General features: G+C 62.7%; 27 protein-coding genes. 20 read left to right on the forward strand and 7 right to left on the reverse strand.

Features of this window, described 5'->3' with window-relative positions:
• Nucleotides 1–106 precede the first annotated feature (106 nt).
• Nucleotides 107–1,150 (reverse strand): aldo/keto reductase, encoded by a 1,044-nt coding sequence (locus NKI16_RS26860; RefSeq protein ID WP_023674479.1) that lies wholly within the window; start codon nt 1,148–1,150, stop codon nt 107–109.
• Nucleotides 1,151–1,430: 280 nt separating this feature from the next.
• Between NKI16_RS26860 and ppk2 the strand changes: the two genes are divergently transcribed.
• Complete coding sequence (gene ppk2 / locus NKI16_RS26865) at nt 1,431–2,351, forward strand: polyphosphate kinase 2 (protein ID WP_352783439.1); 921 nt, start codon at nt 1,431–1,433, stop codon at nt 2,349–2,351.
• 49 nt (nt 2,352–2,400) lie between these two features.
• On the opposite strand, the gene NKI16_RS26870 is transcribed toward ppk2, so the two are convergent.
• From NKI16_RS26870 to NKI16_RS26880, 3 genes are all read right to left on the reverse strand, one after another.
• Nucleotides 2,401–3,048 carry a dihydrofolate reductase family protein gene (locus NKI16_RS26870; RefSeq protein WP_352571472.1) on the reverse strand — a complete coding sequence of 216 codons (648 nt, stop codon included), beginning with the start codon at nt 3,046–3,048 and terminating at the stop codon, nt 2,401–2,403.
• 401 nt (nt 3,049–3,449) lie between these two features.
• On the reverse strand, nt 3,450–4,481 hold the full coding sequence (gene hemB / locus NKI16_RS26875; protein WP_352692515.1) for a porphobilinogen synthase: 1,032 nt from the start codon (nt 4,479–4,481) through the stop codon (nt 3,450–3,452).
• A gap of 87 nt (nt 4,482–4,568) precedes the next feature.
• On the reverse strand, nt 4,569–5,393 hold the full coding sequence (locus tag NKI16_RS26880; RefSeq protein WP_352783440.1) for a DUF8605 domain-containing protein: 825 nt from the start codon (nt 5,391–5,393) through the stop codon (nt 4,569–4,571).
• A 145-nt stretch (nt 5,394–5,538) separates the two neighbouring features.
• Between NKI16_RS26880 and NKI16_RS26885 the strand changes: the two genes are divergently transcribed.
• The 4 genes from NKI16_RS26885 (at nt 5,539) to NKI16_RS26900 (ending at nt 9,301) form a co-directional block, all read left to right on the forward strand.
• Nucleotides 5,539–6,582 (forward strand): enoyl-CoA hydratase/isomerase family protein, encoded by a 1,044-nt coding sequence (locus NKI16_RS26885; RefSeq protein ID WP_352783441.1) that lies wholly within the window; start codon nt 5,539–5,541, stop codon nt 6,580–6,582.
• Nucleotides 6,579–7,001, forward strand: coding sequence for a DUF6163 family protein (locus NKI16_RS26890; protein ID WP_352621071.1), 423 nt, complete (start codon nt 6,579–6,581; stop codon nt 6,999–7,001). The genes NKI16_RS26885 and NKI16_RS26890 overlap by 4 nt, the downstream gene beginning before the upstream one ends.
• A gap of 202 nt (nt 7,002–7,203) precedes the next feature.
• Nucleotides 7,204–7,719 (forward strand): transcriptional regulator LdtR, encoded by a 516-nt coding sequence (gene ldtR / locus NKI16_RS26895; RefSeq protein ID WP_352622826.1) that lies wholly within the window; start codon nt 7,204–7,206, stop codon nt 7,717–7,719.
• A gap of 328 nt (nt 7,720–8,047) precedes the next feature.
• Nucleotides 8,048–9,301: a L,D-transpeptidase family protein gene (locus NKI16_RS26900; protein ID WP_023674488.1), complete on the forward strand. Its 1,254-nt coding sequence runs from the start codon at nt 8,048–8,050 to the stop codon at nt 9,299–9,301.
• On the opposite strand, the gene NKI16_RS26905 is transcribed toward NKI16_RS26900, so the two are convergent.
• The gene (locus tag NKI16_RS26905; protein ID WP_156937265.1) at nt 9,298–9,435 is read right to left on the reverse strand and encodes a hypothetical protein; all 138 of its coding nucleotides are present in this window, start codon (nt 9,433–9,435) and stop codon (nt 9,298–9,300) included. The two genes, NKI16_RS26900 and NKI16_RS26905, sit on opposite strands and share 4 nt — an antisense overlap.
• On the opposite strand from NKI16_RS26905, the gene NKI16_RS26910 reads away from it, so the two are divergent.
• From NKI16_RS26910 to NKI16_RS26970, 13 genes are all read left to right on the forward strand, one after another.
• Nucleotides 9,430–11,076, forward strand: a complete 1,647-nt coding sequence (locus NKI16_RS26910; protein WP_023674489.1) for a Na+/H+ antiporter — start codon at nt 9,430–9,432, stop codon at nt 11,074–11,076. The genes NKI16_RS26905 and NKI16_RS26910 overlap by 6 nt on opposite strands.
• A 116-nt stretch (nt 11,077–11,192) precedes the next feature.
• The gene (gene glyA, locus NKI16_RS26915; protein WP_352622825.1) at nt 11,193–12,506 is read left to right on the forward strand and encodes a serine hydroxymethyltransferase; all 1,314 of its coding nucleotides are present in this window, start codon (nt 11,193–11,195) and stop codon (nt 12,504–12,506) included.
• A 66-nt stretch (nt 12,507–12,572) separates the two neighbouring features.
• Nucleotides 12,573–13,148, forward strand: coding sequence for an invasion associated locus B family protein (locus NKI16_RS26920; protein WP_502897627.1), 576 nt, complete (start codon nt 12,573–12,575; stop codon nt 13,146–13,148).
• Nucleotides 13,149–13,300: 152 nt separating this feature from the next.
• Nucleotides 13,301–13,810 (forward strand): transcriptional regulator NrdR, encoded by a 510-nt coding sequence (gene nrdR / locus NKI16_RS26925; protein ID WP_023674492.1) that lies wholly within the window; start codon nt 13,301–13,303, stop codon nt 13,808–13,810.
• Between the two features lie 2 nt (nt 13,811–13,812).
• Nucleotides 13,813–14,943, forward strand: a complete 1,131-nt coding sequence (gene ribD / locus NKI16_RS26930; RefSeq protein ID WP_352622823.1) for a bifunctional diaminohydroxyphosphoribosylaminopyrimidine deaminase/5-amino-6-(5-phosphoribosylamino)uracil reductase RibD — start codon at nt 13,813–13,815, stop codon at nt 14,941–14,943.
• A 30-nt stretch (nt 14,944–14,973) separates the two neighbouring features.
• Nucleotides 14,974–15,591 carry a riboflavin synthase gene (locus tag NKI16_RS26935; protein WP_352622822.1) on the forward strand — a complete coding sequence of 206 codons (618 nt, stop codon included), beginning with the start codon at nt 14,974–14,976 and terminating at the stop codon, nt 15,589–15,591.
• A 130-nt stretch (nt 15,592–15,721) separates the two neighbouring features.
• Complete coding sequence (ribH, locus tag NKI16_RS26940; RefSeq protein WP_352622821.1) at nt 15,722–16,216, forward strand: 6,7-dimethyl-8-ribityllumazine synthase; 495 nt, start codon at nt 15,722–15,724, stop codon at nt 16,214–16,216.
• The gene (nusB, locus tag NKI16_RS26945; protein ID WP_352449306.1) at nt 16,213–16,713 is read left to right on the forward strand and encodes a transcription antitermination factor NusB; all 501 of its coding nucleotides are present in this window, start codon (nt 16,213–16,215) and stop codon (nt 16,711–16,713) included. The genes ribH and nusB overlap by 4 nt, the downstream gene beginning before the upstream one ends.
• Nucleotides 16,710–17,927: an MFS transporter gene (locus NKI16_RS26950; protein ID WP_352622820.1), complete on the forward strand. Its 1,218-nt coding sequence runs from the start codon at nt 16,710–16,712 to the stop codon at nt 17,925–17,927. Before nusB ends, NKI16_RS26950 begins: the two co-directional genes overlap by 4 nt.
• Nucleotides 17,928–18,086: 159 nt before the next feature.
• Nucleotides 18,087–18,998 carry a glycine betaine ABC transporter substrate-binding protein OsmF gene (gene osmF / locus NKI16_RS26955; protein ID WP_023674498.1) on the forward strand — a complete coding sequence of 304 codons (912 nt, stop codon included), beginning with the start codon at nt 18,087–18,089 and terminating at the stop codon, nt 18,996–18,998.
• A gap of 43 nt (nt 18,999–19,041) precedes the next feature.
• Complete coding sequence (locus tag NKI16_RS26960; protein WP_031211170.1) at nt 19,042–20,217, forward strand: ABC transporter permease; 1,176 nt, start codon at nt 19,042–19,044, stop codon at nt 20,215–20,217.
• A complete protein-coding gene (locus NKI16_RS26965) occupies nt 20,214–21,152 on the forward strand; it encodes an ABC transporter ATP-binding protein (protein WP_023674500.1) in 939 nt (312 codons plus the stop codon). Before NKI16_RS26960 ends, NKI16_RS26965 begins: the two co-directional genes overlap by 4 nt.
• Complete coding sequence (locus tag NKI16_RS26970) at nt 21,149–21,898, forward strand: ABC transporter permease (RefSeq protein ID WP_023674501.1); 750 nt, start codon at nt 21,149–21,151, stop codon at nt 21,896–21,898. The genes NKI16_RS26965 and NKI16_RS26970 overlap by 4 nt, the downstream gene beginning before the upstream one ends.
• 27 nt (nt 21,899–21,925) lie before the next feature.
• On the opposite strand, the gene NKI16_RS26975 is transcribed toward NKI16_RS26970, so the two are convergent.
• Entirely contained in the window at nt 21,926–22,159 is a 234-nt protein-coding gene (locus tag NKI16_RS26975) for a hypothetical protein (protein WP_023674502.1), read from the reverse strand.
• A 79-nt stretch (nt 22,160–22,238) separates the two neighbouring features.
• On the opposite strand from NKI16_RS26975, the gene NKI16_RS26980 reads away from it, so the two are divergent.
• Together NKI16_RS26980 and NKI16_RS26985 are read left to right on the forward strand one after the other, a co-directional pair.
• Nucleotides 22,239–22,739, forward strand: coding sequence for a DUF2165 family protein (locus NKI16_RS26980; RefSeq protein WP_023674503.1), 501 nt, complete (start codon nt 22,239–22,241; stop codon nt 22,737–22,739).
• A 254-nt stretch (nt 22,740–22,993) separates the two neighbouring features.
• Entirely contained in the window at nt 22,994–25,135 is a 2,142-nt protein-coding gene (locus NKI16_RS26985; protein ID WP_023674504.1) for a sodium-translocating pyrophosphatase, read from the forward strand.
• A 124-nt stretch (nt 25,136–25,259) separates the two neighbouring features.
• Here the strand turns inward: NKI16_RS26985 and NKI16_RS26990 are convergent, their stop codons facing one another.
• Nucleotides 25,260–25,793: an outer membrane protein assembly factor BamE gene (locus NKI16_RS26990; protein ID WP_023674505.1), complete on the reverse strand. Its 534-nt coding sequence runs from the start codon at nt 25,791–25,793 to the stop codon at nt 25,260–25,262.
• Nucleotides 25,794–25,830 lie beyond the last annotated feature (37 nt).

Here is a 25,830-nt window from a genome sequence, read left to right on the forward strand (position 1 = left end):
CCTTTCATTGTGCTTGGCCTTTGCCTAGGAGCATTGGACCGCAAACACAACAGCGCAAGGCACGATCGGGCTCCATATCTCCGCGCAGTCCGGAGAGCCCGGCTTTTCAGGCGCCGTCGCGGTCGAGGACGAGATCGGCCGGACCGAACCGGTCCTTTGCGGTGAACTGCTGGTGCCAGTAGGGATAGAGCACGGGCGGCCTGCTGACCGCATCGAGGCGTGTGCGCTCCTCATCGCCAAGCACCAGGCTTGCAGCGGCGATATTGTCTTTGAAATGCGCTTCGGTTCGTCCGCCGATCACCAACGAGCTGACGGCGGGCCGGCCGAGTAGCCAGGCAAGCGCCACCTGCGCTGCCGACACGCCGTGGTTTTTGCCGATATCGATCAGCACGTCGACGATCCGCCACAGCCGGTCCTCGTCGCGGATCGGCGGTTCCGACCAGCCGCTGAGCTGGCGGGCGGTCGGCTGGTCACGGTGGTATTTGCCGGACAGCAACCCGCCGGCAAGCGGGCTCCAGACCAGCACGCCGAGCCCCTGGTCGACCGAGATCGGCAACAATTCATACTCGGCCTCGCGCGCTTCCAGCGTGTAGTGGATCTGCTGGGTGACGAAGCGCGGCTGGTGATGATGATCGCTGATGCCAAGCCCCTTCATCACCTGCCAGCCGGAATAATTGGAACAGCCGACATAGCGGACCTTGCCCTGCGCGACCAGCGTGTCGAGCGCGGCGATGGTTTCCTCGAGCGGTGTCAGGCCATCCCACTCGTGCAGGAAATAGATGTCGATGACATCCGTCCTGAGCCGCTTAAGGCTCCTTTCGCATTCGCGGACCAAATGGTAGCGCGACAGGCCTTCATCATTGGGGCCTTTGCCGATCCGCATGCGCGCCTTGGAGGCGATCAACACGTCGCCCTTGCGCTTGCCGCCGAGCGCCTCGCCGATGATCTCTTCCGACACCCCGTTCGAATAGACGTTGGCGGTGTCGATGACATTGACGCCGGCATCGATGCAAAGGTCGATCATCCGACGCGCCTCGTCGAGGTCGGTCTTGCCAACCGCCGAAAACGCGCCGCCGCCGCCGAATGTCATGGTGCCCATTGTCAGGGTCGAAACCTTCAGCCCGGAACGGCCGAGAGTGCGGTATTCCATGTCGTATCCTCACGATTTATCGGGAAAGGGCGTTGCAAACGACAGCCCCTCAGTGAACCGGGCATTTGTAGGATAATTCGTTCCGCTTGTCGCCCGCCCCGCAGGGCAAGCTCGATCACATCTTGCGGATTGAACGCATAGCCAGCGCAGTAGTGGCTGCAATAAAACCGTCATTGCCGGCCTATACTAACATCGGTCCAGCGCTTCGATTTCCGGCCGCCGGGCCGGGCGGCAGAGCGCCTGACAGCGGCCGGCAAGGCCTGTAAGCGGAGCAGCGCAAATGACCGAGATAAAACAGAATTCCCCGGCCAGGGACTGGCTGGAAGCGGAACTCGCCGACACGCTCGACGAAGATTATGAGCTGGAAATCTCGGAGCCGGCGCTGTCGATGGAGATCGCCAAGATCTACAAGAATGCGCATCCGCCATCGATCGACCGCCTGCAGTATTTTCGCAATCTCATCACGCTGCAATCCGAATTGATCAAGCTACAATCCTGGGTCGCCTATCACAAGAAGAAGCTCGTCGTGGTCTTCGAGGGCCGCGACTCGGCGGGCAAGGGTGGTGTTATCAAGCGCATCACCCAGAGGCTTAATCCGCGCATCTGCCGCGTCGCAGCACTTCCGGCGCCGACCGAGCGCGAGAAGTCGCAATGGTATTTCCAGCGCTACGTTCCTCATCTGCCGGCCGGCGGCGAGATCGTGCTGTTCGACCGCTCCTGGTACAACCGCTCGGGCGTCGAGCGGGTAATGGGCTTTGCCCAGCCGGATCAGGTCGAGGAGTTCTTCCGCGACGTTCCGGATTTCGAACGCATGCTGGTCCGCTCAGGCATTACGCTTGTCAAATACTGGTTTTCGATCACTGACGAGGAGCAGCAGATGCGCTTTTTGATGCGCATCCATGACCCGATGAAGCAATGGAAACTGTCGCCGATGGACCTCCAGTCGCGCGTGCGCTGGGAGCAGTACACCAAGGCCAAGGAAGAAACGTTCGCCCGCACCAATATCCCGGAAGCCCTGTGGTTCATCGTCGAGGGCAACGACAAGAAGCGGGCACGGCTGAACTGCATCGACCATCTCCTCAAGCAGATGCCCTATGAGGAGGTGCCGCACGAAGAGATCACACTGCCGGAGCGCGTCTTCAATCCCGAATACGAGCGCCAGGTACTGCCGCGCGAACTGTATGTGCCGGAGAAGTACTGACTAAAGCGGCGAGGAAGGCGGCGCCTCCATGGCGGCGCCCTGCAACAAGCTAGGTGCGCTCGATGATGACATGCGTGGCCTTCGGCGTCGCGACCTGCTCGCTGCAGCGATAGCCGAGCTTGGGCATGTCGATGCCGGCAAAAAGGCTCTCGCCGGCGCCTAGCAGGACCGGTGAGATCGCCAGATGCATTTCGTCGATGAGCTTTTCCTTGAGATATTGCCGGATCGTAGAAACGCCACCGCCCAGCCGTACATCCTTGCCGTCAACCACTGCTTTCGCCTTCTCCAGCGCTGAGTGGATGCCGTCGGTCACGAAATAGAAGGTCGTGCCGCCCTCCATGACAATGGGATCACGTGGATGGTGCGTGAGCACGAAGACCGGCACATGGTAGGGCGGGTTGTCACCCCACCAGCCTTTCCAGCTGTCATCCGGCCATTCGCCGCGGATCGGCCCAAACATGTTGCGGCCCAGGATCCACGCGCCGATATTTTTGAAGCTGCGCGCGGCGAACGCCTCGTCAGTGTCCGTGGTCCCGCCATCCTTGCCGAGGACCATCTTGCGGAAGGTGCGGGTGCCGAACATCCATTCGTGCAGGGCTTCCCCGCCAACACCCAGCGGGTTCTTCAGGTCTTGGTCGGGACCGGCGCCGAAGCCGTCGATCGACAAGGTGAAAGCGCTGACGCGAAGTTTGGACATGAGAGCCTCCTCGATAACCAATTGTGAGATGCAAGCAGTTATCGGGGTAGCTTAACTGATTGCATTTTGCAAGCGGTATTTTGAATCGCCGGCGGGGCAATCGCTTCCAAATCATGTTGGAATAACTAATCTCAATGTCGGCGCCGCCCGTCATCCGCCTGCCGGCAGCTTCTCCCCGTATAGTGACGGGGAGAAGGGGCTGGCCGCAACGTCGATGTTTTTGCAACGCTGGAGATTGGTGAAATCTTTTACGAACGCGTCTTTCTCCCTGCCACTTTACGGGGAGAAAATGCCCGGCAGGGCAACGAGGGGCAGCGTAAACTTGAAGCGATGTCCTGCGGCGTTCCATGTCGCGCTTTGAACGAACGAACACTGCTCGATGTAGACGCTACAAAGGCGCATCACCCCTTGAGCATCGCCGCCACTTCGGGCGCAAAGTAGGTGAGAATCCCGTCGCAGCCGGCGCGCTTGAAGGCGAGCAGCGATTCCAGCATCGCCTTTTCGCCGTCGATCCAGCCATTGGCGGCGGCGGCCCTGATCATCGAATATTCGCCCGAGACCTGATAGGCGAAGGTCGGCATCTGCAACTCGTCCTTCAGCCGCCGGATGATGTCGAGATAGGGCAGGCCGGGCTTGACCATCAGCATGTCGGCGCCCTCGGCGAGATCCTGCTCGGCCTCGCGCACCGCTTCGTCGGAATTGGCGTGATCGATATAATAGGTCTTCTTGTCGCCCTTGAGCAGGCCGGCGGTGCCGACCGCCTCACGATAGGGGCCGTAAAAAGCGGATGCGAACTTGGTCGCATAGGACATGATCGCTACATCCTGAAACCCATTGGCGTCGAGCGCATCGCGGATGGCACCGATACGGCCGTCCATCATGTCCGAGGGGGCAATGATGTCGGCCCCCGCCGCCGCCTGGATGACGGCCGCCGCCGTCACTTGCTCCACCGTTTCATCATTGACGATAATGCCTTCGCGCAAGATGCCGTCATGGCCATGCGAGGTGAACGGGTCAAGCGCGGCGTCGGTGATGATGCCGATCTCCGGCACTGCGTGCTTGATGGCGCGGGTGGCGCGGTTGATGATGTTTTCCGGATCGAGGATGTGCGAACCGGTCTGATCGCGCAGGCCGAGCTCCACATTGGGGAAAGTGGCGATCGCCGGAATGCCAAGCTTGGCCGCGCGCTCAGCCTCCTTGACGGCGAGGTCTAGCGACAGGCGGAACACGCCGGGCATGGCGGCGATCGGTTCGCGCAATTGTCTGCCGTCGACGACAAAGATCGGCCATATCAGATCGTCGACCGACAGCCGGTTCTCCTGGACAAGGCGGCGCGACCAATCGGCCTTGCGCATGCGCCGCAGCCGCCGGCTGCCGGTGATCTCGTCGACGCTGCGCGCGCCGGCAGGCTTTGCAGGGGTGAATTTGTTCATCGCAAAAACTCCGGATCGGGCGGCTTTTACCACGAGCCTGCGCTGCTGACCAATGCGACACGATTGTGCCAGCGGTCCTGTCGGGCGCTATTCTGGTTGGCCATTGCCCGACAGGATCTGCGCAGCACCCCGCATGGCGACGCGGAATGCCTCGTCGAAGCTGACGCCGCGCACTTGCCAATTGTAGCTCTTGCCATTCAAGGCAAGCCGCCAGTCGGCTATCCAGCCCAGTTCCTTGTCGCTCCAGACGATACTGCCGGCGAGCGCCTGGTCGGCTCCGGCCTTCCTGGCAAGCTGGTCCAGCGTCGTGATATCGGCATGGCGCAGGGCCTGGTCGTCAAGCTTCGAGGCCGACAGCAGCGACTCTTCGGGAAACACAATCCGCATGACCAGCGGACCGGTGGCATTGACGAAGGATTCGCGCATCGCCGCCCCGCGCTCATCGTCGGCGGTCAGCGCGAACTGCCTTGTGCCTTGCTCCGCCGCCAGGAAAATTGCCAGGCGTGGCCGCTCGCCAAGCCATGGTTTGCTGCCGAGCGTGGCAAGCACCGGATCGATAACGTCAGGCCTGTACAGACAAGTGAGATCATGCGGCCGGTCATGCGTGCCTTGTTCGTCATGGATTGGAATGCCTTCGAGACGGTCGCGATAGCGGAATTCGGCAACGAAGCTGCCGGCCTTGTCGCGCAGCGCCGCCATCTCAGTTTTCTTCGGCAGCCGCTGATCGCCGGACACACGAACCAGCACCGCATCGAGGCAGGCCTTGAAACCGATCTGCCTGTTGACCTCGCCCTGGCCGGTGACGATGGTCTGCGATTGATAGAGCTCGTCGACGGTTTCGGCCGATACGGGAGGAGTGTTCGCAGCGATCAGGCCGACCACCACAACAGCAAGGCGCGGCAACCAAGGCATGGTTCAACCTTCCGGTTCAAAGCGCCAGCATTAGCACTGGGTGACGCCGACGACCATGCAGCGGATTGGCCGCCGCCATTGACGCGGCCATGCGCCACGCTTTAGCACTTCACTCCCGGCGGGCGCGGGGAGGGATTCTCTGGCGATGGATTTTGGCGGAGGCGACGAGATTCGCTTCGAAAGATTGGGCAGGGCCGGCGTCGTCACGCTGACGCGGCCGCAGGCGCTCAATGCCGTAACCCACCGCATGGTCAAGGCGCTGGACAAGGCGCTGCGCAGTTGGGAGCGCGACGACGGCGTCGACGTTGTCGTCGTCAAGGCCGAGGGCAGGGCATTTTCGGCGGGCGGCGACATCCTCCACATCTACGAAGCCGGCCGCGCAGGAAGGCCTCCGGTCGATTTCTTCGCCGATGAATACCGGCTGAATGCCCGCATCGCCCGCTTCAAGAAACCCTATGTCGCGGTGATCGACGGCATCGTCATGGGCGGCGGCGTAGGTATCTCCTTCCATGGCTCGCAGCGAGTGCTGACCGAGAACGCGCAGTTTGCCATGCCCGAGGTCGGCATCGGCTTTTTCCCGGATGTCGGCGCCAGCCATCTGTTGCCGGATCTCGGCGGCAGCTTCGGCATGTATCTGGCGCTGACCGGCAACCGCATCCGCTATGGCGATGCTTTGTGGTCGGGCCTCGCCACCCATACGATCAAGGCGGAGGACCAGGCCGGCTTCCTCGACCGTCTGGCGGAAAGCGGCGACCCGGAATCGGTGCTGCGCGGCTGCTTCGTCCCGGCCAGGCGCGAGACCGACAGGCCGACGCTGGAAGCCATCGCCCGGCATTTCGCGCAGCCGTCGCTGGCCGATATCGTCGCCAGTCTGGAGCGGGCAGCCGCTGTCGACGAGTTCGCGGCAAAGACGCTGGCCACCATCCGCACACGTTCACCGACCAGCTTGCATGTTGCATGGCGCCAGATCAGCGCCGGGCAGACGTTGTCGATGGACGAGTGCATGAAAATGGAGTTCCGTATCCTCAACCGCATGCTTGCCGGGCACGACTTCTATGAAGGTATCCGCGCCGCCATCATCGATAAAGGCTCGACGCCGCAATGGCGGCCGGCAGGCATCGATGACGTCAGCGCCGCCAACGTCGACGCCTATTTCGCACCGCTCGGCGAGCGGGAACTGAAGCTGTGAGCGACGTGGCCTCGAGACGCGTAGTGCTGCAGCCCTCGACGATCGAGGTCATCTTCGCCTGGTTCCAGCGCGTCATCGCCGGCTACTGTCTGCTGTTCGGCATCTTGTACTGGATCCGGCTGATCGGCTTTTACCCCGGCCCGTTGTGGCGCTTCGACCTGATGCCGGTGCACTGGCAGGTGGCGGCGGTGGTGCTGGCGGTGTTTTTTCCATTCGCTGCCGCCGGCCTCTGGATGCTGGCGTCCTGGGGGCCGGTGATCTGGTTCATCTGCGCGGTGACCGAGAGCGTCATGTATGCCGGCTTCCCCGAGCTGTTCGGCCACCGGCCGCTGATCGTCGCCTCGCACCTTGCGGTGGCGCTGCTCTACATAGTGTTCCGCGTGGTGATCTGGATCCAGAAGCGGCAAGCCCGGCGATAGCAATTCCGGCCAGGATCGTTGGCTAAATCTTTAGGTTAATTATCCTTGCTCGGGTGACCGTCCGTTAAGCCTCTTTCGAAACCCCTTACCGGTAAGCTCTTGTTAGCCTTGGCGTTTAAGTCGAATTTTATGAGTATTCGATAGTGTCGCGATCAAGGTGAAGAACAAAAAATCACCGGGCGACAAACGAGAGGCAAAGACAATGATCAATTCGCGTCCGGCGGCGAAGGCCGCCAACGTATCCGATGACCGCCGCGAGGCGATCCGTTCGCTGTACATGGAATCGCTGCAGCTGGTCGAGCGGCTGCATCGCCGTCTGCTTGATGTGATCAAGGACGAATTCGACCGCAACGGTCGCTCCGACATCAACGCCATCCAGGCGCTGCTCCTGTTCAACATCGGCAATTCGGAGCTGACCGCCGGCGAACTGCGCTCGCGCGGCTATTATCTCGGCTCGAATGTCTCCTACAATCTGAAGAAGCTGGTCGATCTCGGCTTCATCAACCACCAGCGCTCGCGCATCGACCGCCGTTCGGTGCGGGTTTCGCTGACGCCGAAGGGCAATGAGGTGGCGGAAGTCGTCGCCGGCCTCTACGAGCGCCATGTCGGTTCGATCGAGCAGGTTGGCGGCATCAACACGGAAGAGTTCAAGCAGATGAACCGCGCCCTGCAGCGCCTGGATCGGTTCTGGAACGATACCATCGCCTACCGTATGTAATCGCATCTAGATCTGAAGCTGGACTACGGAAGTGCTGCCGCGGAGTGGACCAAAGGCCAGTGCCGAAAAGCACCGGTCTTGCCGTTTCGTCAGGCCGGCCGATCCAAATTCGAGCAACAGCCACGTTGCCGCCATATTCCAATGGAACCGAAGATGCGGGTGATGCTGGGGCCAAAGCCGTGCATTTGTCCTGTGCTCAAGTCACTTCCCATGTGGTTTACACCGAAGTGATGCGGGCCATGGTTGGCTAATTGTTAAGAAGCCAACTCTAGAGTGCGGGCGAGACCGCCCGGTGGGTTGAATTGTAGCAAGAATGTCTGGAACGTCCATGAGAACCAGCCGCCGTTTCTTCCTTTCAGGAGCCTCCGCGCTCGCAGCCGCAATGGTCGCCGGCCGCGCCAGTGCGCAGGATGTGATCGGGGATATCCTGAAATCCTCGGCGCGCGGCAATTGGGACGACCAATTCGATGCGCGTGCCAGCGAAGGCGGCAAGGTTGCCTCGACGCTGCCGATCTTCAGCCTGCAGACGGTGTCCTTCACCGAGCAGGCGATCATGCAGTATCAGAATATCGTCGCGCAAGGCGGCTGGGAGCAGGTTCCAGACACCAAGAAGCTGCAGCTTGGCGTCGAGGATCCCGATGTGGTGCCGCTGCGCAGGCGCTTGATGATATCGGGCGATCTGGCGCAGAGCGCCGGGCTCTCGGAAGCGTTCGATTCTTACGTCGACTCGGCGCTCAAGCGCTTCCAGTTGCGTCACGGCTTGCCGGCCGACGGAACCACGGGCAAATATACTTTCGCGGCAATGAACGTGTCGGCGCCGGTTCGGCTTGGTCAGCTGCAGACCAATCTGCAACGGCTGCGTGAGCGGGCCGGCACGCTTGGCAACCGCTATGTGCTGGTCGACATCCCGGCGGCGCAGATCGAGGCTGTCGAGAACGACCGCGTCGTGCTGCGCCACACCGCAATCGTCGGCAAGATCGATCGTCAGACGCCGATCGTCAATTCCAAGATCAACGAAATCATCGTCAATCCGTACTGGAACGCGCCGGTCTCGATCGTGCGCAAGGACATCATTCCGCTGATGCGGAAGGACCCCAACTATCTCAAGGATAGCCATATCCGCCTGTTTGCGCCGGACGGCAGCGAGGTCGACCCGATGACGGTCGACTGGTCGACCGACGATGCCGCCAAATACCGCTTCCGCCAGGATCCCGGTTCCGGCAACGCGATGGCCTCGGTCAAGATCAATTTCCCCAGCCCGGACGGCGTCTACATGCACGACACGCCGCAGCAGAGCCTGTTCGGCAAGCTGATGCGCTTCGATTCCTCTGGCTGCGTGCGGGTCCAGAACGTGCGTGACCTCGTCACCTGGATTCTGCGCGACACACCGGGCTGGGACCGCCAGCATTTCGAGGCGGCGATCAAGACCGGGGAGAACACGCCGGTGCAGGTCACCAATCCGGTGCCGGTTTATTTTCTCTACGTCTCGGCCTGGTCGACAGGGCCGGGCGTGGTCCAGTTCCGTGACGACATTTACGGCCTCGACGGAGCCAACGAGCTGCAGATCACATCCGCGCTCTAAGCAGCTGAGTTCATTTGCAAAAGGCCGCCGGAAGGGCGGCCTTTTTCGTTGCCGAGTCTTTCGCGGCAAGCTTTGCTGGACTGATCGCCAGCAAAAGAACGCGCGGCGCCGTATTCGGAAATCGCATCATGCATGTCGCAATGTTCATTCTGGTCGTGCTCATCTTCGTCGCCGTTTCGGGCGCGCTGGTCCGGCCGGTGCGGGTTCCGCTACCTGTGCTGCAGATCGCCATCGGCGCGGCACTGGCTTGGCCGGTGCGCGGAATGCATGTCGAGATCGATCCCGAGCTGTTTCTGCTGGTGTTCATCCCACCGCTGCTGTTCAGCGACGCCTATGGTGCGCCCAAGCGCGAACTGATCGCGCTGCGCGGGCCGATCCTCGACCTCGCCATCGGGCTGGTCTTCTTCACCATTGTCGGCTTCGGCTACGCTTTGCACTGGCTTGTCCCGAGCATCCCGCTCGTCGTCGCTTTCGCACTTGCTGCGGTGCTGTCCCCGACGGATGCGGTGGCCGTCTCCTCGATCGTCGACAAGAGCCTGGTCCCGGCCCGGCTGATGCACATCCTGGAGGGCGAGGCGCTGCTCAACGATGCGTCGGGCCTCGTGATGTTCCGCTTTGCGGTGGCAGCTGCCTTGACCGGCAGCTTCTCCTTCGTCGCGGCGTCCGTGACTTTCCTCTATGCCGTCGCTGCCGGCATCCTGGCCGGCGTGGCTGCCTTGTTCGTCGCCGCCAAGGCGCTGCAATTGCTGAACCGTATCGGCGGCGTGCCGGCCGAGGTGCAGGTGCTGGTCATGGTCCTGCTGCCGTTCATCGCCTATCTCGGCGCCGAGAATGTCGGCGCCTCGGGCATTCTGGCGGCGGTCACGGCCGGAGTGCTCACCGGCGGCTCCGGGATTTTCCGCTTTCTCGGCGTCTCGGCACGCATACAGACCGTATCGCTGTGGACGACGCTATCCTTCGTCTTCAACGGCGCGCTGTTCATCCTGCTCGGGTTGCAGCTTCCCGAAATCATCGGCAACGTGCCGCCTGAGCTCGGCAGCCGCTATCCGGTCATCCAGCCAATCGCCACGGTGGTCGCGCTGACACTATGCCTGATCGGGCTGCGCTTCCTGTGGATCTGGGTCGGCGACATCGCGACGCGCGTCTCAGCGCGATTACGCGAGCAGAAGGCCGAGCCGTTCGGGCTGCGCGTTCGGATCGCCGGCTCTGTTGCCGGCGTGCGCGGCGCCATCACGCTGGCCGGCATCCTGTCGCTGCCGCTCGCCATGCCGAATGGTTCGCCCTTTCCGGCGCGCGACGTGGTGATCTTCCTCGCCGCAGGCGTCATCATCTGCTCATTGCTCATTGCCAGCCTTGCCTTACCCAAGGTGGCACGAGGGCTGGTCGAGCCGGGCGAGGATCCTGGCGCTGCCGAGGAGCGTCTTGCGCGCGTGGGCGCGGCCAAGGCCGCCATCGCCCGCATCGAGAGCATGGCCGGCGCGACCGACGGCGATGAAGGGGAAACACCCGGCGCCCGGCTTGCCACCGCCGACAGCATCGTCGCCGGCTACCGTCGCCGCATCGCTGCCTCCGACGAAGCCGACGAGGCGCGCGCCGAGGCCCGCGAAGCCGGACGTCTGGAGCTCGAATTGAGGCTGGCCGGCATCGAGGCCGAACGCGCGGCTGTGCGCGCCATGTTTCGCAGCGGCCAGATTAACGACCATACGATGCAGGCGCTGTTCACCGAGATCACGCTCACCGAGGCCCTGCTGAAGGGCCGGCAGGCAAGGAAATAGAGGCTGCCAGTCTCTCTGGCGCAATCCGGCCAGCAAATTTCGCGCTGCAAACGTGGCGGGCCGAAAGCAACTGTGTTAATGGCGCGACAGACCCCGAACCTTGAGGATTTCAGCCCATGGCAACAGCAGCGGCAGTGTCGAACAAATTCGAATCGTTTTTCGAAACCACGCTTGCCGATGCCGACCCCGAGATTTTCGGCGCAATCCGCAACGAACTCGGCCGCCAGCGCCACGAGATCGAGCTGATTGCCTCGGAAAACATCGTCTCGCGTGCCGTGCTCGAGGCACAGGGGTCGATCATGACCAACAAATATGCCGAGGGCTATCCGGGCAAGCGCTATTATGGCGGCTGCCAATTCGTCGATGTCGCCGAGGAACTGGCCATCGAACGCGCGAAAAAGCTGTTCGGCTGCAACTTCGCCAACGTCCAGCCGAATTCCGGCAGCCAGATGAACCAGGCGGTGTTCCTGGCGCTGCTGCAGCCCGGCGACACCTTCATGGGCCTCGACCTCAATTCCGGCGGACACCTGACGCATGGCTCGCCGGTCAATATGAGCGGCAAATGGTTCAAGGTCGTCTCCTACGGCGTGCGCCGGGACGATCATCTGCTTGACATGGACGCGATCGAGAAGACCGCCCATGAGACCAGGCCGAAATTGATCCTGGCCGGCGGCACAGCCTATTCACGTGTCTGGGACTGGAAGCGTTTTCGCGAGATCGCCGATTCGATCGGCGCCTATCTGATGGTCGACATGGCCCACATCGCCGGCCTGGTCGCCGGCGGCATGCATCCGTCGCCGCTGCCGCATGCCCATGTGGTCACCACCACGACGCACAAATCGCTGCGCGGGCCGCGCGGCGGCATGATCCTTTGCAATGACGAGGATATTGCCAAGAAGATGAATTCGGCCGTCTTCCCCGGCCTGCAGGGTGGACCGCTGATGCATGTGATCGCCGCCAAGGCGGTGGCTCTGGGCGAGGCGCTGAAGCCGAGCTTCAAGATCTATGCGGAGAGCGTCGTCGCCAATGCCAAGGCGCTGGCCTCCAGTCTGCAGGAAACCGGTCTCGACATCGTCTCCGGCGGCACCGACAACCATCTGATGTTGGTCGACTTGCGTCCCAAGAACGCCACCGGCAAGCGCGCCGAGGCTGCCCTTGGCCGCGCCAACATCACCTGCAACAAGAACGGCATCCCCTTCGATCCGGAAAAGCCTTTCGTGACATCGGGCGTTCGGCTCGGCACGCCGGCCGGCACCACGCGCGGCTTCGGTCAGGCCGAGTTCCGTGAGATCGGCAAGCTGATCGCCGAAGTGCTGGATGGACTGAAAGTCGCCAATTCCGACGAGGGCAATGCTGCCGTCGAGACGGCCGTGAAGGCCAAGGTGGCGGCATTGACGGATCGTTTTCCGCTTTATCCGTATCTCGGTTGATCGACGCGGAGTGTCGCCCGTGACAACTCCGGTGCGACAGCAAGGCAACTGCGGAGAAGCTTAATGATGCAAACTTTCCGTTTCGCCGGCTTTGGTGCCTTGCTGGCATCGGCTATTCTGCAGCTGTCCGGCCCCGCCTTGGCGCAGACCGAGCCGACCCCGGCAGCACCCAAGACAGAGACCTTCGGCAGTTGGTCCACCACGGTGGACGAGGTCAACACCGGTGAGGATGTGCGCAAGACCTGCGCCGCGTCGACGGTCTTTTTCGATGCAAACGGCACCAGCGGCACCCTTACACTGGCCATCTCGAATGGCGACGTATTGCCACCCGATGGTTATCCGAGCCTCATCATCGCCGTGAGAAACAGTGACTTGCCCAAGGGCGATAACATCCCGGTGGTGTTCCGGGACGTCAACGACAAGATCAAGGCCGGTTTTCGTCTTATCGCCGACGGACAGTGGATGATAGACAACAAGTCCGAGACCACGCTCGCGGTACTGCGCGCCATGCGCCGCACCAGCGCCCTCGATGTCAGATTCGCCGACAAGCCGGTCGCGACCATATCGATGGACGGCTTCACCAAGGCCTATCGCTATCTCGGCACGTCTTGCGGCTTCCCGACCGGCGACGTCGCGCCCTGATTGGCGGACCGCTGTCAACTGATTGCCGCTCTCGCAATTTTCCTCGCGCCTCGCTATCTCTGAGGCGCGATCGGTCATCGGCCATACTTTGCCATCGTGGCAAAAACCTCTAAGCCGTTCGCACTACGAGAATCGCGAACCGAAGGCTCTCCATGCGCTGTCCCTACTGTCAGTCCGAAGATACGCAGGTGAAGGATTCGCGCCCTGCCGAAGACGGTGCAGCGATCCGCAGGCGGCGCGTCTGCCCGGATTGCGGCGGCCGCTTCACCACTTTCGAGCGCGTCCAATTGCGCGATCTCGTCGTGGTGAAGAAGTCTGGACGCAAGGTGCCGTTCGACCGCGACAAGTTGCTGCGTTCTGTCGAGATCGCGGTACGCAAGCGCAATGTCGACCCGGAACGTATCGACCGGGCGGTGACCGGCATCGTGCGCCAGCTCGAAAGCTCGGGCGAGACCGAGGTGGCCTCGGGGGAAGTCGGCCGGCTGGTCATGGAGGCGCTTAAGTCGCTCGATGATGTCGCCTATGTGCGCTTTGCCTCCGTCTACCGCAATTTCCGCGAGGCCAAGGATTTCCACGACGTGTTGGGCGAACTCAAAGGCGACGAGCTCAAAACCGACGAGCCCAGGGGCGAAGAGCTGAAGAGCGAAGAGGACGCCAGCTGAGCATGGCAGGGTCCGAACGCAGCACGGCTGAGCAAGAGGTCCTCGATCGCCGCTATATGGCGGCAGCCCTCAGGCTGTCGCGCAAAAATGCCGGCCGGACGTCCACCAATCCTTCCGTCGGCACGCTGATCGTACGCGACGATGGCGACGGGCCGATGATCGTCGGCAGCGGCGTCACCGCCGTCGGCGGCCGGCCGCATGCCGAGACCGAGGCTTTGGCAGAGGCCGGCGAACTGGCGCGCGGCGCCACCGCCTATGTAACGCTGGAGCCCTGCGCCCATCACGGCCGCACGCCGCCTTGCGCCAATGCGCTGGTCAGTGCCGGCGTGGCGCGTGTGGTCGGCGCTGCCAGCGATCCGGACCCGCGTGTTTCCGGCAAGGGCTATGCAATCTTGCGTGCCGCCGGCGTCGAAGTGGTGGAAAAAGTGTTGGCGGCCGAGGCCGCGGAGCAGATGGCCGGCTATTTAATTCGATCTCTGAAAAAACGCCCGGAAGTGATCCTGAAACTTGCGCTTTCGAGCGACAACAAGATCGGCGTGAAAGGCGAGGGACAGGTCTCCATCACCGGCGATATCGCCCGACGCGAAGTCTATCTGATGCGCGCCGAAGCCGATGGCATATTGATCGGCATCGGCACCGCACTGGAGGACGATCCGGCGCTGACGGTTCGGCTTCCGGGACTGGAGAGCCGTTCGCCGGCGCGCATCGTACTCGACCGTCAGATCAGGCTACCCGAGACTTCGAAACTGGTCGCCGGCGTCGACCGTGTGCCGCTCTATGTCGCTGCCTGCGCCGAGGCCGATCCGCACCGGCGCGCCGCGCTCGAACGCGCCGGCGTGCGCTTCATCGGCACTGAGACGTATGAAGGCGATATTGCGCTGCCGGAACTGCTCGAGGATCTGGCGGCACTCGGCATGGCCAGCGTGCTGATCGAGGGCGGCGCCAAGGTCGCCAAGGCCTTCCTCGCCGAACAAGTGGTCGACCGCATCGTGCTGTTTCAGGGGCCGGATGCGATCGGCGAGGGCGGCTTCGCATCGCCGATCGATGCCAACCATATCCCGCCAGGGTTTCGTAAATTGCGCGACATGCGTTTCGGCGAAGACACGTATGCCGAATGGATAAGAGACATCTAGGACCGAACTGATGTTCACTGGACCAAAGTAATGTTTACCGGGATCGTCACCGACGTCGGCACTGTCGCTGCCGTGAAGCCGCTCAGGGAAGGCGTCGGTTTGCGTATCGACACCGCCTACGATCCGCAGACCATTGCTATCGGCGCCTCGATTTCCTGCGGCGGCGTCTGCCTGACGGTAACGGGATTGCCGGAAGATGGCGCCAACGCACGTTGGTTCGAGGTCGAAGCCTGGGAAGAGGCCCTCAGGCTGACGACCGCGATGGGCTGGAAATCCGGCACGCGCATCAACTTGGAGCGGGCTCTGAAGATCGGCGACGAGCTTGGCGGCCATATAGTGTCCGGCCATGTCGACGGCATGGCCGAGATCGTGGCGCGCAAGGAAGAGGGCGACGCCGTTCGCTTCACCCTGGAAGCACCGCGCGACCTTGCCAAATTCATCGCCCCCAAGGGTTCCGTCGCGCTCGACGGCACTTCGCTCACCGTCAACAAGGTCGAAGGCACCCGCTTCGACGTGCTGTTGATCCACCACTCGTTGACGGTCACCACCTGGGGCGAGCGCCAGGTCCGCGACCGCGTCAACCTCGAGATCGACACCATGGCCCGCTACGCGGCGCGACTGGTGGAGGCGGCTAAAGAGGGGCTTTGAGGCGCTCGTCCATAAAGCCCATTCCCTGATGCGACCGCCGCCGAGTTGGCCTTGAAAGTTCCTTCGGCAATCTTCCGCTTGCGATCAAACCGGCTTCGGCCTAAGTCACCGGCGATCCCCGGAGACATCTATGGCAGGCACATCCCAACACGGCAAAGCGTTCATCCGTCCGAAGAAGAAGGCCCACCTTCTTGTCATCGAGGCGCGCTTTCACGACGACCTTGCCGACGCGTTGCTCGAAGGCGCGACAAAGGCCCTCGAGGAAGCGGGCGCGACATACGATGTCGTCACCGTTCCGGGCTCGCTCGAAATCCCGGCGGTGATTTCGTTCGCGCTCGACGGTGCCTCCGAAGGCGGGACGAACTATGACGGCTTCGTCGCCCTCGGCACGGTGATCCGCGGCGACACCTATCATTTCGATATCGTCGCCAATGAATCCAGCCGTGCCCTGATGGACCTATCCGTGCAGGATGCGGTCTGCATTGGCAACGGCATCCTGACCACCGAAAACGACGAACAGGCCTGGACGCGAGCAAGACGTTCGGAAGGCGACAAGGGCGGCTTTGCCGCGCGTGCGGCGCTGACCATGATCGCCCTAAAGGAACAACTGGGAGAGCGATCGTGAGCGAACCCGCTTCGCCCGGCCAGCCTGCGGTTCGCCACGCCAACAAGCGCGGTGCTGCCCGTCTGGCGGCCGTGCAGGCGCTCTACCAGATGGATGTCGCCGGCAGCGGCGTGTTCGAGATCACCGCCGAGTACGAGGCGTTCAGGCTCGGCAAGGAAGTCGATGGCGCGCTCTATCGCGAAGCCGATGCGCAATGGTTTCGCGCCATTCTTGCCGGCGTTGTCGAGCACCAGAAGACCATCGATCCAGTCATCCGACAGGCGCTGACCGAGGACTGGCCTCTGTCGAGGCTCGATTCCACATTGCGCGCCATATTGCGCGCCGGCGTCTACGAGCTGATGCAGCGCGAGGACGTGCCGGTGGCGGTCATCGTCTCCGAATATGTCGACATCGCCAAGGCATTTTACGAGGAAGACGAGCCGAAACTGGTCAATGCGGTGCTTGATCGCGTGTCGCGCCGGGTGCGTGGCGAGGGCCGTGGCAAGGACGCCTCATGACTGCTATCGTCGCCGTTGGGGCGGGCAAGGAAGCGCGTCGCACCGCCTTCATCCTCGCAGCCTCGCAGGCGATCATCGGCTCGGCCGCACCCATCGCCATTTCCATGGGCGGATTGGCCGGGCAGTACCTGCTCGATGCTGACAAGTCGCTGGCAACCGCGCCGATCACCGGTTTCAATGTCGGCGTGGCGCTCGGTTCCCTGCCGGCCGCGGCGATCATCCGCCGGCTCGGCCAGCGCGACGGCTTCATGACCGGCACAGCGGTCACGGCGCTTGGCGGGCTGGTCGCCACGCTGGCGCTGTTTCATGCCAGCTTCTGGCTATTCGCTTTCGGCTTGGCCGTGATCGGCATCGGGGGCGCTTTCGTCCAGCAGTTCCGCTTTGCCGCCGCCGACAATGCGCCGCCTGAATTCAAGGCGCGTGCCATCTCCTTCGTGCTTGCCGGCGGCATCGTCACCGCCATACTCGGGCCGCAGATCGTCATCTTCACCGGCGATCTGTTCTCGCCGGTGAAGTTTGCCGGCTCGTTTGCGTCCATCCTGGTGCTGGCGGCGGTCGGCGCCGCCATTCTCTCTTTGTTGCGCATCCCGGCCAAGGCAACCGACAAGGTGGAAATCGCCGACAGCGACGCCCGCCCGCTCTCGGAAATCGTCACCAGGCCGCGCTTCGTCGCAGCGCTGTTTTGCGCCGTCGGCAGCTACGCACTGATGAGCTTCGTGATGACCGGCGCGCCGCTGGCCATGGTCGGCTGCGGCCTTTCGACCGACGACGCCACGCTCGGCATTTCCTGGCATGTGATGGCGATGTTCGCGCCGAGCTTCTTCACGGGGTCGCTGATCTATCGCTTCGGCGCGGAGCGGATCGTGGCCATCGGCCTGGTGCTGCTGATTGGCTGCGCCATAGTGGCGCTGTCAGGGTTGGCACTGTGGCAGTTCTGGACGGCGCTGATCCTGCTCGGCCTTGGCTGGAACTTCAGCTTCATCGGTGCCACCGCCATGGTGGCCGACAGCTACCAGTCATCCGAAAAAGGCAAGGTCCAGGGGTTCCACGATTTCGTCCTGTTCGGCTCCGTCGCCTTCGCCTCGCTGATGTCGGGCGCGGTCTACAATGCCTGGGGCTGGGAGATGCTGAACTGGATGATTTTCCCGGTCGTCGCGCTGTGCTTCGTGGCACTGGGCGTGTTGAAGATGACGGGCTTGCGTGCGGCCAACTGACGTCACGCTGTCGGGACGTCGCGGCAGCGGATTCACTCACATCTGAACAAAATTATTGCGCCCATCCCCCCTCTTATGAAACCGTGTACCCCGACGGGGCATCGAAGCCATGCTCATATGCGGCAGCCGTATTCCGGTTCACAGCAAGGGATTTGTGAGATGTTTTCAATCAAGGTTCTGGCCGGCGCTGTACTAGCGCTCGGAATTGCGTTGGCCTCGGCGAGTGCCCAGGTGGTGGTGTCGTCGAAGATCGACACCGAGGGCGGTGTGCTCGGCAATATCATCCAACTGGTGCTGAACGCCAATAATATCCAGACCACCGACCGCATCCAACTCGGCGGCACACCTGTGGTGCGCAAGGCGATTACAGCCGGCGAGATAGACATCTATCCGGAATACACCGGCAACGCCGCCTTCTTCTTCGAGAAGGCCGACGATCCGGTGTGGAAAGACGCCGCCAAGGCCTACGAGACTGCCAAGAAGCTCGACTACGACTCCAACAAGATCGTCTGGCTGTCACCGTCACCGGCCAACAACACCTGGGCGATCGCCCTGCGCAAGGAGGTCGCCGATACCAATAAGCTCGTCACTCTTTCCGACTTCGGCAAATATGTCTCGGGCGGCGGCAAGGTGGTGCTGGCGGCCTCCGCCGAGTTCGTCAATTCGGCGGCCGCGCTGCCCGCTTTCCAGAAGACCTATGGCTTCACGCTAAAGCCGGACCAGTTGATCACGCTGTCCGGCGGCGACACGGCGGCCACCATTGCCGCCGCAGCCAACCAGACTAACGGCGCCAACGCCGCCATGGTCTATGGCACCGACGGCGGCATCGCGCCCTCCGGCCTCATCGTGCTTGAGGACGACAAGGGTGTGCAGCCGGTCTACCAGCCGGCGCCGATCATCCGCGGGGCGGTGCTGAAGGAGCATCCCGAAATCGAGACGCTGCTGAAGCCGGTCTTCGCCAAGCTCGACCTTGTCACGCTGCAGGAGTTGAACGGCCGAGTGCAGGTCGGCGGCGAACCGGTCAAGGGCGTCGCCGAGGACTTTTTGAAAAAGAACGGCTTCCTCAAGTAAGGCGATTCCGGCGCGCCGCTTTCGAGGTGCGCCGGATCGGCCGATGGGGGAGGGCGTGCGCATCCGGTTCGACAAGCTCGGCGTGGTCATCGCGGCGATATCAGCCTATGCGGCTTTTGCGGCACCATTCGCCACGTTCCGCGCCAATCGCATCGTACCCGGCGAGGCGCGCTCGATCCTCGAATCTTTGCCTGCGATGGTCGGTCCGCTGTTGATGGCGATTGTCGTCGCAGCGGCGCTCATTGCGCTGCTGAAAACGCCGCTTGTTCTGCGCCTCGCCGCCAGTGTGGTTGCGCTTGCAGCGCTGGCGCTGCTGATCGGCGTCGCCGGCAGTTTCCTGACACCTGCCGGCAACACCTTCGCCCGTATCTCGCCGGCTTCGGGCTTTTGGCTGCTTATCTTCGCCTTCACGCTTCTGCTCGCCGACGTGCTTACTAGGCTGAACCTGTCGCCTCAGGCACGGATCGGCGTGCTTGTTGCCGCCGCAGCGGCGATCGGGCTGCTGCTCGTCTCGGGAAGCTGGAATAGCCTGTCGATCCTCAAGGAATATTTCAATCGCGCCGATAGTTTTTGGGCGGAAGGCTCCAAGCACGTGACGCTGGCGCTGGGTTCGCTGGCGGCAGCGGTGATTATCGGCCTGCCGCTCGGCATCCTCTGCCACCGCGTCGAGAAATTGCGGGCCGGTGTGCTCAACGTGCTGAACATCATCCAGACCATTCCTTCGATTGCGCTGTTCGGCCTCTTGATTGCACCGCTCGGCTGGGTCGCTTCGCATGTGCCGGGAGCTGCCGCGCTCGGCATTCGCGGCATCGGCACGGCGCCGGCTTTCGTCGCTTTGTTCCTCTATTCACTGCTGCCGGTAGTGGCCAACACCGTGGTCGGCCTCGCCGGTGTGCCGCGTGCCGCCAACGACGCAGCGCGCGGCATGGGCATGACCGACCGCCAGCGGCTGTTCGGCGTCGAGTTTCCGCTGGCTTTCCCGGTGATCCTCACCGGCATCCGCATCGTGCTGGTGCAGAATATCGGCCTCGCCACGATTGCCGCGTTGATCGGCGGCGGCGGCTTTGGCGTGTTCGTATTCCAGGGGGTCGGCCAGACGGCGATGGACCTGGTGCTGCTCGGTGCTGTTCCCACGGTGGTGCTGGCCTTCGCCGCTGCCATCATCCTCGATGCAGTGATCGAAATGAGCGCCAGCAAGCGCAGGGTTGAAACGGCATGATCGAGATCGAAGGCATCACCAAGCGCTACGGCGAGACGACAGTCGTCGACGACGTGTCGATAGTAATCGAGCCGCGCAGCATCGCCGTCATCGTCGGCACCTCCGGCTCCGGCAAGACGACGCTGCTTCGCATGATCAACCGGCTGGTCGAGCCGACATCGGGCGTGATCAAGCTCGACGGCGTCGATAACCGCTCGGTCCCGGATTATGAGCTGCGTCGCAGCATCGGCTATGCCATCCAGGGCCACGGCCTGTTTCCGCATCGCACGGTGGCGCAGAACATCGCCACTGTGCCGGTATTGCTCGGCTGGGGCGCCAACCGCATCAAGGCCCGCGTCGACGAGCTGATGACGCTATACCAGCTCGACCCGCAAGCCTACGGGCCACGCTATCCGCATGAGCTTTCCGGCGGTCAGCAGCAGCGCGTCGGCGTCGCCCGGGCGCTTGCCGCGGAACCCAACGTGCTGTTGATGGATGAGCCGTTCGGTGCGCTCGATCCGATCATCCGCAACAAGGCGCAGGAGGATCTGCTGGCGATCCAGAAACGCTTCGGCACCACCATCATCCTAGTCACCCATGACATGGAAGAGGCCGTTCACATGGGCGACAAGATCGCGGTGATGGATGGCGGCAAAGTAGTGCAATATGCCGCGCCGGCCGAGATACTGGCGAAACCGGCCAGCGCGTTTGTCGAGACCCTGGTTGGCGCCAGCGAAAAACCGTTCCGGCTGTTGTCGCTTGGCCGGGTGCGCGACGCGGTGGAAAAAGGCACGGCCGAAGGCGAGGCGATCCCCGGTGACGCCAGCCAACGCGACGCGTTGGCCGAACTCCTGTGGTCGGGCCGCCCGGCACTTCCGGTGAAAGATTCTGACGGCAAATCGCTTGGCCGCGTCACTGTGGACGGGCTGGTTAAGCGCGCGGCGAGGCCGGCATGAAAGCCTGGCTTCCGTCGCTGCTCAGGCTGGCCTTGGTGGTAGTGCTTATTGCCTTCGTCACCAATCCCGGCTGGTTCGAACCGCTGCTGAAGCCGCTGACAGAGAACAACGCGCCGGTAATCTACAATCAGGGCAGCCTTTTGACGTTGACGCTGCTGCATCTGCGGACCGTGCTGATCGCGACGGTTGCCGCGACGATTGTTGCGGTCGCGCTCGCCATTCTGGTCACCAGGCCAGCCGGCGCCGAATTCCTGCCGCTGTCGCGCAGCCTGGTCAATATCGGCCAAACCTTTCCGCCGGTGGCGGTGCTGGCGCTTGCCGTGCCGGCCGTCGGCTTCGGCGAAAAGCCGACGCTGATTGCGCTGTTTCTCTACGGGCTGCTGCCGATCTTCGAGAATGCGCTGACCGGCCTGACGACGCTGCCGGCCAACGTCGTCGATGCGGCGCGTGGCGTCGGCATGACCGGCTGGCAAAGACTGGTCAAGGTCGAGCTGCCGCTCAGCGCGCCGATCATTCTCGGCGGTATCCGGCTGTCGGTGGTGATCAGCCTCGCCACCGCGACCATCGGCTCGACGGTAGCGGCGAGGACACTGGGCGAGGTGATCATCGCAGGCCTGCTGTCGAACAACCTCGCCTTCATCCTGCAGGGTGGCCTGATCGTCGCCGCCCTTGCCGTGCTGATCTATGACGGGCTGTCGGCGGTCGAGCGCTATACCGCCTGGCGCATGGGACGCGAGCCCGAGTAGCGTCTCGGGGCGAAGTTCGCTCTTTTTTCAGTGGCCGGTCGACCGCGTCGGATGATCGAGCGTCAGTTCCAGCGTTGTGCCCGTCTCGCCGGTGATCCAGCGGCGGCGGATGATGGCGAAATCGTGCTGTGTGTCGGCTCTAACCACAGAGACCAAGTCGCCCACCGCGCAATCACTGTCGAGATCGAGGGCTTCGACAGTCTCGGCAATGTCTTGCTTGCCGGCATAATGTCTCGCAATGGCTGTGAGCACGATGATCACTGGCCCACCCGTTGCGCGATCTTCGGGACTCGGCGATTGATGAGTGCGATGCCCCGATCTTTCAGCAGGAGTTCTTGCCATGACCGCGCGTTTCTCCAAGATCGTCATGTGTTTGTGTCTGGCGGCTTTCGCCTTCCTCGTCGCCTTCGGCAACATCACCGATTACGGCTCAAACTTCGCCTTTGTCCAGCATGTGCTGAGCATGGACACGACCTTTCCCGGCAATGCACTGATGTACCGCTCGATCACCAACCCGTCGCTGTGGACGGCTGGCTACTGGCTGATCATCATTGGCGAGGCGCTGACCTGCCTGCTTTACCTAATCGCCGCCTGGCAACTCTGGCAGGCGCGCAAAGCCAGCGGAGAGGCATTCAACGATGCCAAGAAGTTCGTCATCATAGCCGCCACCATGGGTTTCCTTGTTTGGTATTTCGGCTTCATGGTCGTTGGCGGCGAGTGGTTCGCCATGTGGCAGTCTTCGATTTGGAATGGTCAGGAGGCGGCGTTCAAATTCTACATGACCATGCTGGTGGTGCTGGTCTTCGTCGTCCAGCCGGACGGCGACCCGCGTAAAGCCTGACCGCCGTTCGCCGATTTCAACCGATCTAACCGGATGGCAGTGTCGACAGGCGCACACTGCCGTCCAGCCTTTTGGACGAAACCCGGGATCTTTTGGGCGAAAGCCGGACAGGAACGGAACAATATCTTGACGTTCCGAGCCCTGTTTCGCATAAGCCGCTGCGAAGGGACGGATTCCGGTTGCGGAAAATTCGTCCCTGTCTCAACGGCCCGGGGAGGGGTTCTTTTGGGCCACCAATCGAGGAAAATTCGGCAATGACCATACTTTCAGCTGTCATCGCCTGCGGTCTGCTTTCAGTCCTTTACGCCATCTGGGCGACACGTTCGGTCCTCGCGGCCGATCAGGGCAATGCACGCATGCAGGAAATTTCCGCGGCCATCCGCGAAGGCGCGCAGGCCTATCTGGCGCGCCAGTACACCACTATCGCCATCGTCGGCGTCGTGGTCCTGCTGCTCGCCTGGTGGCTGCTTTCGATCACCGCCGCCATCGGCTTCCTGATCGGCGCCGTTCTATCGGGCGCCGCTGGCTTCATCGGTATGCACGTCTCGGTGCGCGCCAATGTGCGCACCGCGCAGGCGGCTTCCAACAGCCTCGCTGCCGGCCTCGAGATCGCCTTCAAGTCGGGCGCCATCACTGGCATGCTGGTTGCTGGCCTGGCCCTGCTCGGCGTCTCGATCTACTACCTGATCCTGACCCAGTTCATGGGTCTGCAGCCCGACGATCGCGTCGTCATCGACTCGCTTGTTTCGCTCGGCTTCGGCGCCTCGCTGATCTCGATCTTCGCCCGTCTCGGCGGCGGCATCTTCACCAAGGGCGCCGACGTCGGCGGCGATCTCGTCGGCAAGGTTGAAGCCGGCATTCCCGAAGACGATCCACGCAATCCGGCCACCATCGCCGACAATGTCGGCGACAATGTCGGCGATTGCGCCGGCATGGCCGCCGACCTGTTCGAGACCTATGCGGTGACCGTGGTCGCCACCATGGTCCTCGCCGCCATCTTCTTCGGTGGCACCGCCGTGCTCGGCGCGGCCATGCTCTATCCGCTGGCCATCTGCGGCGCCTGCATCCTCACCTCGATCGTCGGCACCTTCTTCGTCAAGCTCGGTTCCAGCGGCTCGATCATGGGCGCGCTCTACAAGGGCCTTATCGTCACCGGCTTGCTGTCGATTGTCGGCCTTGCCGTCGCCACTTCGGCATGCATCGGCTGGGGTGAGATCGGTACTGTCGCCGGCATGGCCATCACCGGCACGAACCTGTTCATCTGCGGCCTGGTCGGCCTTGTGGTGACCGGCCTCATCGTGGTGATCACCGAATACTATACCGGCACCAGCAAGCGTCCGGTGAACTCCATCGCCCAGGCCTCGGTCACCGGTCACGGCACCAACGTCATCCAGGGCCTCGCGGTCTCGCTGGAAGCGACGGCGTTGCCGGCGATCGTCATCGTCGGCGGCATCATCTCGACATACCAGCTCGCCGGTCTCTATGGCACGGCGATCGCGGTGACGACGATGCTTGGCCTCGCCGGCATGATCGTCGCGCTCGATGCCTTCGGCCCGGTCACCGACAATGCCGGCGGCATTGCCGAAATGGCCGGCCTGCCCAAGGAAGTGCGCCAGTCAACCGACGCGCTTGACGCTGTCGGCAACACCACCAAGGCGGTAACCAAGGGCTACGCCATCGGCTCGGCCGGCCTCGGCGCGCTGGTGCTGTTCGCGGCCTACTCTAACGACCTGAAGTTCTTTGCCGCCAATGGCGACAAATACCCGTACTTCCAGGGCATGGGCGACGTCTCCTTCGACCTCTCCAATCCTTACGTCGTCGCCGGCCTGATCTTCGGTGGCCTGATCCCGTATCTGTTCGGCGGCATCGCCATGACCGCCGTCGGCCGCGCCGCGGGTGCTATCGTCCAGGAGGTGCGCAAGCAGTTCCGCGAGGATCCGGGCATCATGGCCGGCACCTCGAAGCCGAACTATGCGCGCGCCGTCGACCTTCTGACCAAGGCAGCGATCCGGGAGATGATCGTTCCATCATTGCTGCCGGTGCTGGCGCCGCTGGTGGTTTATTTCGGCGTCCTCCTGATCTCCGGTTCGAAGGCATCCGCCTTTGCCGCGCTCGGCGCCTCGCTGCTCGGCGTCATCGTCAACGGCCTGTTCGTTGCCATCTCGATGACCTCCGGCGGCGGCGCCTGGGACAACGCCAAGAAGTCGTTCGAAGACGGTTTCGTCGACAAGGACGGCCTCAAGCACCTCAAGGGCTCCGAAGCGCACAAGGCTTCGGTGACCGGCGACACGGTCGGCGATCCCTACAAGGATACTGCCGGCCCAGCGGTCAACCCGGCGATCAAGATCACCAACATCGTCGCGCTGCTGTTGCTGGCCGTTCTCGCGCACGGCTAAGCTCGGTCGCTATGGCCTTAAGACAAAAACCCGCGGGATCGCTCCCGCGGGTTTTTCATTGCCTGAGATATGCCGCTTACAGGGAAGCGAAAGGAACGGAAGGAAGCCGACACCCTCGGGTGGATCAGGTGCCGCCGAGCGTGCTGCCGCCGCTGGCGCCGGGAACACCAGGCGCCAGCTTGCTGGCGCCACTGATGATCTGGCTGAGGAAGTTCTGGTCCTTGCCGCCGGTCGGCGTGGTGCGCGAGATGAAGTCGAACACCTTGCCGTCCTTCAAGCCGTAATTGGCGATCTGGGTGACGCGCCCGTCATCGCCAAAATAGACCGCCAGCACATGTTGGTCGACCAGCCGCGGCTTGTCGAAGGCGACATAGCGCTTGCGCGTCTGAGAAATGTAATAAAAGGCCTCGTTATCGAAGGTCGCCTTCGTCGAGGGAGTGCCGAGCGCCAGCAGCACCTGTTCGCGGCTTGAGCCGACCGGCACCAGGTCGATCGCCTGCTGGTCGATGACGTAGCCTTGCGTCAGCGTCTCGCTCGGATTGAGATCGCCGATCATCTTGGACGAATTGCAGGCGGAAAGCGCCGCAGCGATCACCAGCAGCGAAACCGCACCGCCGGGCCTGGGCAGGAAAGTCGACTTGAATTTCAGCGCGCGCAACTACAACTCCATAAGCTGGCCGCAACTTGCGCTGGGC

It is taken from the genome of Mesorhizobium sp. M0698, from assembly GCF_040320455.1.
Taxonomy (GTDB): Bacteria; Pseudomonadota; Alphaproteobacteria; order Rhizobiales; family Rhizobiaceae; genus Mesorhizobium.

Excerpts from the sequence above, each read along its gene's own strand:
- NKI16_RS26980 (WP_023674503.1), top strand. The coding sequence starts at position 22,239 with ATGACCGCGCGTTTCTCCAAGATCGTCATGTGTTTGTGTCTGGCGGCT.
- hemB (WP_352692515.1), bottom strand. The coding sequence starts at position 4,481 with ATGAACAAATTCACCCCTGCAAAGCCTGCCGGCGCGCGCAGCGTCGAC.
- ldtR (WP_352622826.1), top strand. The coding sequence starts at position 7,204 with ATGATCAATTCGCGTCCGGCGGCGAAGGCCGCCAACGTATCCGATGAC.
- NKI16_RS26970 (WP_023674501.1), top strand. The coding sequence starts at position 21,149 with ATGAAAGCCTGGCTTCCGTCGCTGCTCAGGCTGGCCTTGGTGGTAGTG.
- ppk2 (WP_352783439.1), top strand. The coding sequence starts at position 1,431 with ATGACCGAGATAAAACAGAATTCCCCGGCCAGGGACTGGCTGGAAGCG.
- NKI16_RS26900 (WP_023674488.1), top strand. The coding sequence starts at position 8,048 with ATGAGAACCAGCCGCCGTTTCTTCCTTTCAGGAGCCTCCGCGCTCGCA.
- NKI16_RS26870 (WP_352571472.1), bottom strand. The coding sequence starts at position 3,048 with ATGTCCAAACTTCGCGTCAGCGCTTTCACCTTGTCGATCGACGGCTTC.
- NKI16_RS26910 (WP_023674489.1), top strand. The coding sequence starts at position 9,430 with ATGCATGTCGCAATGTTCATTCTGGTCGTGCTCATCTTCGTCGCCGTT.
- NKI16_RS26965 (WP_023674500.1), top strand. The coding sequence starts at position 20,214 with ATGATCGAGATCGAAGGCATCACCAAGCGCTACGGCGAGACGACAGTC.
- ribH (WP_352622821.1), top strand. The coding sequence starts at position 15,722 with ATGGCAGGCACATCCCAACACGGCAAAGCGTTCATCCGTCCGAAGAAG.
- osmF (WP_023674498.1), top strand. The coding sequence starts at position 18,087 with ATGTTTTCAATCAAGGTTCTGGCCGGCGCTGTACTAGCGCTCGGAATT.
- NKI16_RS26935 (WP_352622822.1), top strand. The coding sequence starts at position 14,974 with ATGTTTACCGGGATCGTCACCGACGTCGGCACTGTCGCTGCCGTGAAG.
- NKI16_RS26880 (WP_352783440.1), bottom strand. The coding sequence starts at position 5,393 with ATGCCTTGGTTGCCGCGCCTTGCTGTTGTGGTGGTCGGCCTGATCGCT.
- NKI16_RS26885 (WP_352783441.1), top strand. The coding sequence starts at position 5,539 with ATGGATTTTGGCGGAGGCGACGAGATTCGCTTCGAAAGATTGGGCAGG.
- NKI16_RS26860 (WP_023674479.1), bottom strand. The coding sequence starts at position 1,150 with ATGGAATACCGCACTCTCGGCCGTTCCGGGCTGAAGGTTTCGACCCTG.
- NKI16_RS26905 (WP_156937265.1), bottom strand. The coding sequence starts at position 9,435 with ATGCATGATGCGATTTCCGAATACGGCGCCGCGCGTTCTTTTGCTGGC.
- NKI16_RS26950 (WP_352622820.1), top strand. The coding sequence starts at position 16,710 with ATGACTGCTATCGTCGCCGTTGGGGCGGGCAAGGAAGCGCGTCGCACC.
- nrdR (WP_023674492.1), top strand. The coding sequence starts at position 13,301 with ATGCGCTGTCCCTACTGTCAGTCCGAAGATACGCAGGTGAAGGATTCG.
- NKI16_RS26960 (WP_031211170.1), top strand. The coding sequence starts at position 19,042 with ATGGGGGAGGGCGTGCGCATCCGGTTCGACAAGCTCGGCGTGGTCATC.
- glyA (WP_352622825.1), top strand. The coding sequence starts at position 11,193 with ATGGCAACAGCAGCGGCAGTGTCGAACAAATTCGAATCGTTTTTCGAA.
- NKI16_RS26920 (WP_502897627.1), top strand. The coding sequence starts at position 12,573 with ATGCAAACTTTCCGTTTCGCCGGCTTTGGTGCCTTGCTGGCATCGGCT.
- NKI16_RS26985 (WP_023674504.1), top strand. The coding sequence starts at position 22,994 with ATGACCATACTTTCAGCTGTCATCGCCTGCGGTCTGCTTTCAGTCCTT.
- ribD (WP_352622823.1), top strand. The coding sequence starts at position 13,813 with ATGGCAGGGTCCGAACGCAGCACGGCTGAGCAAGAGGTCCTCGATCGC.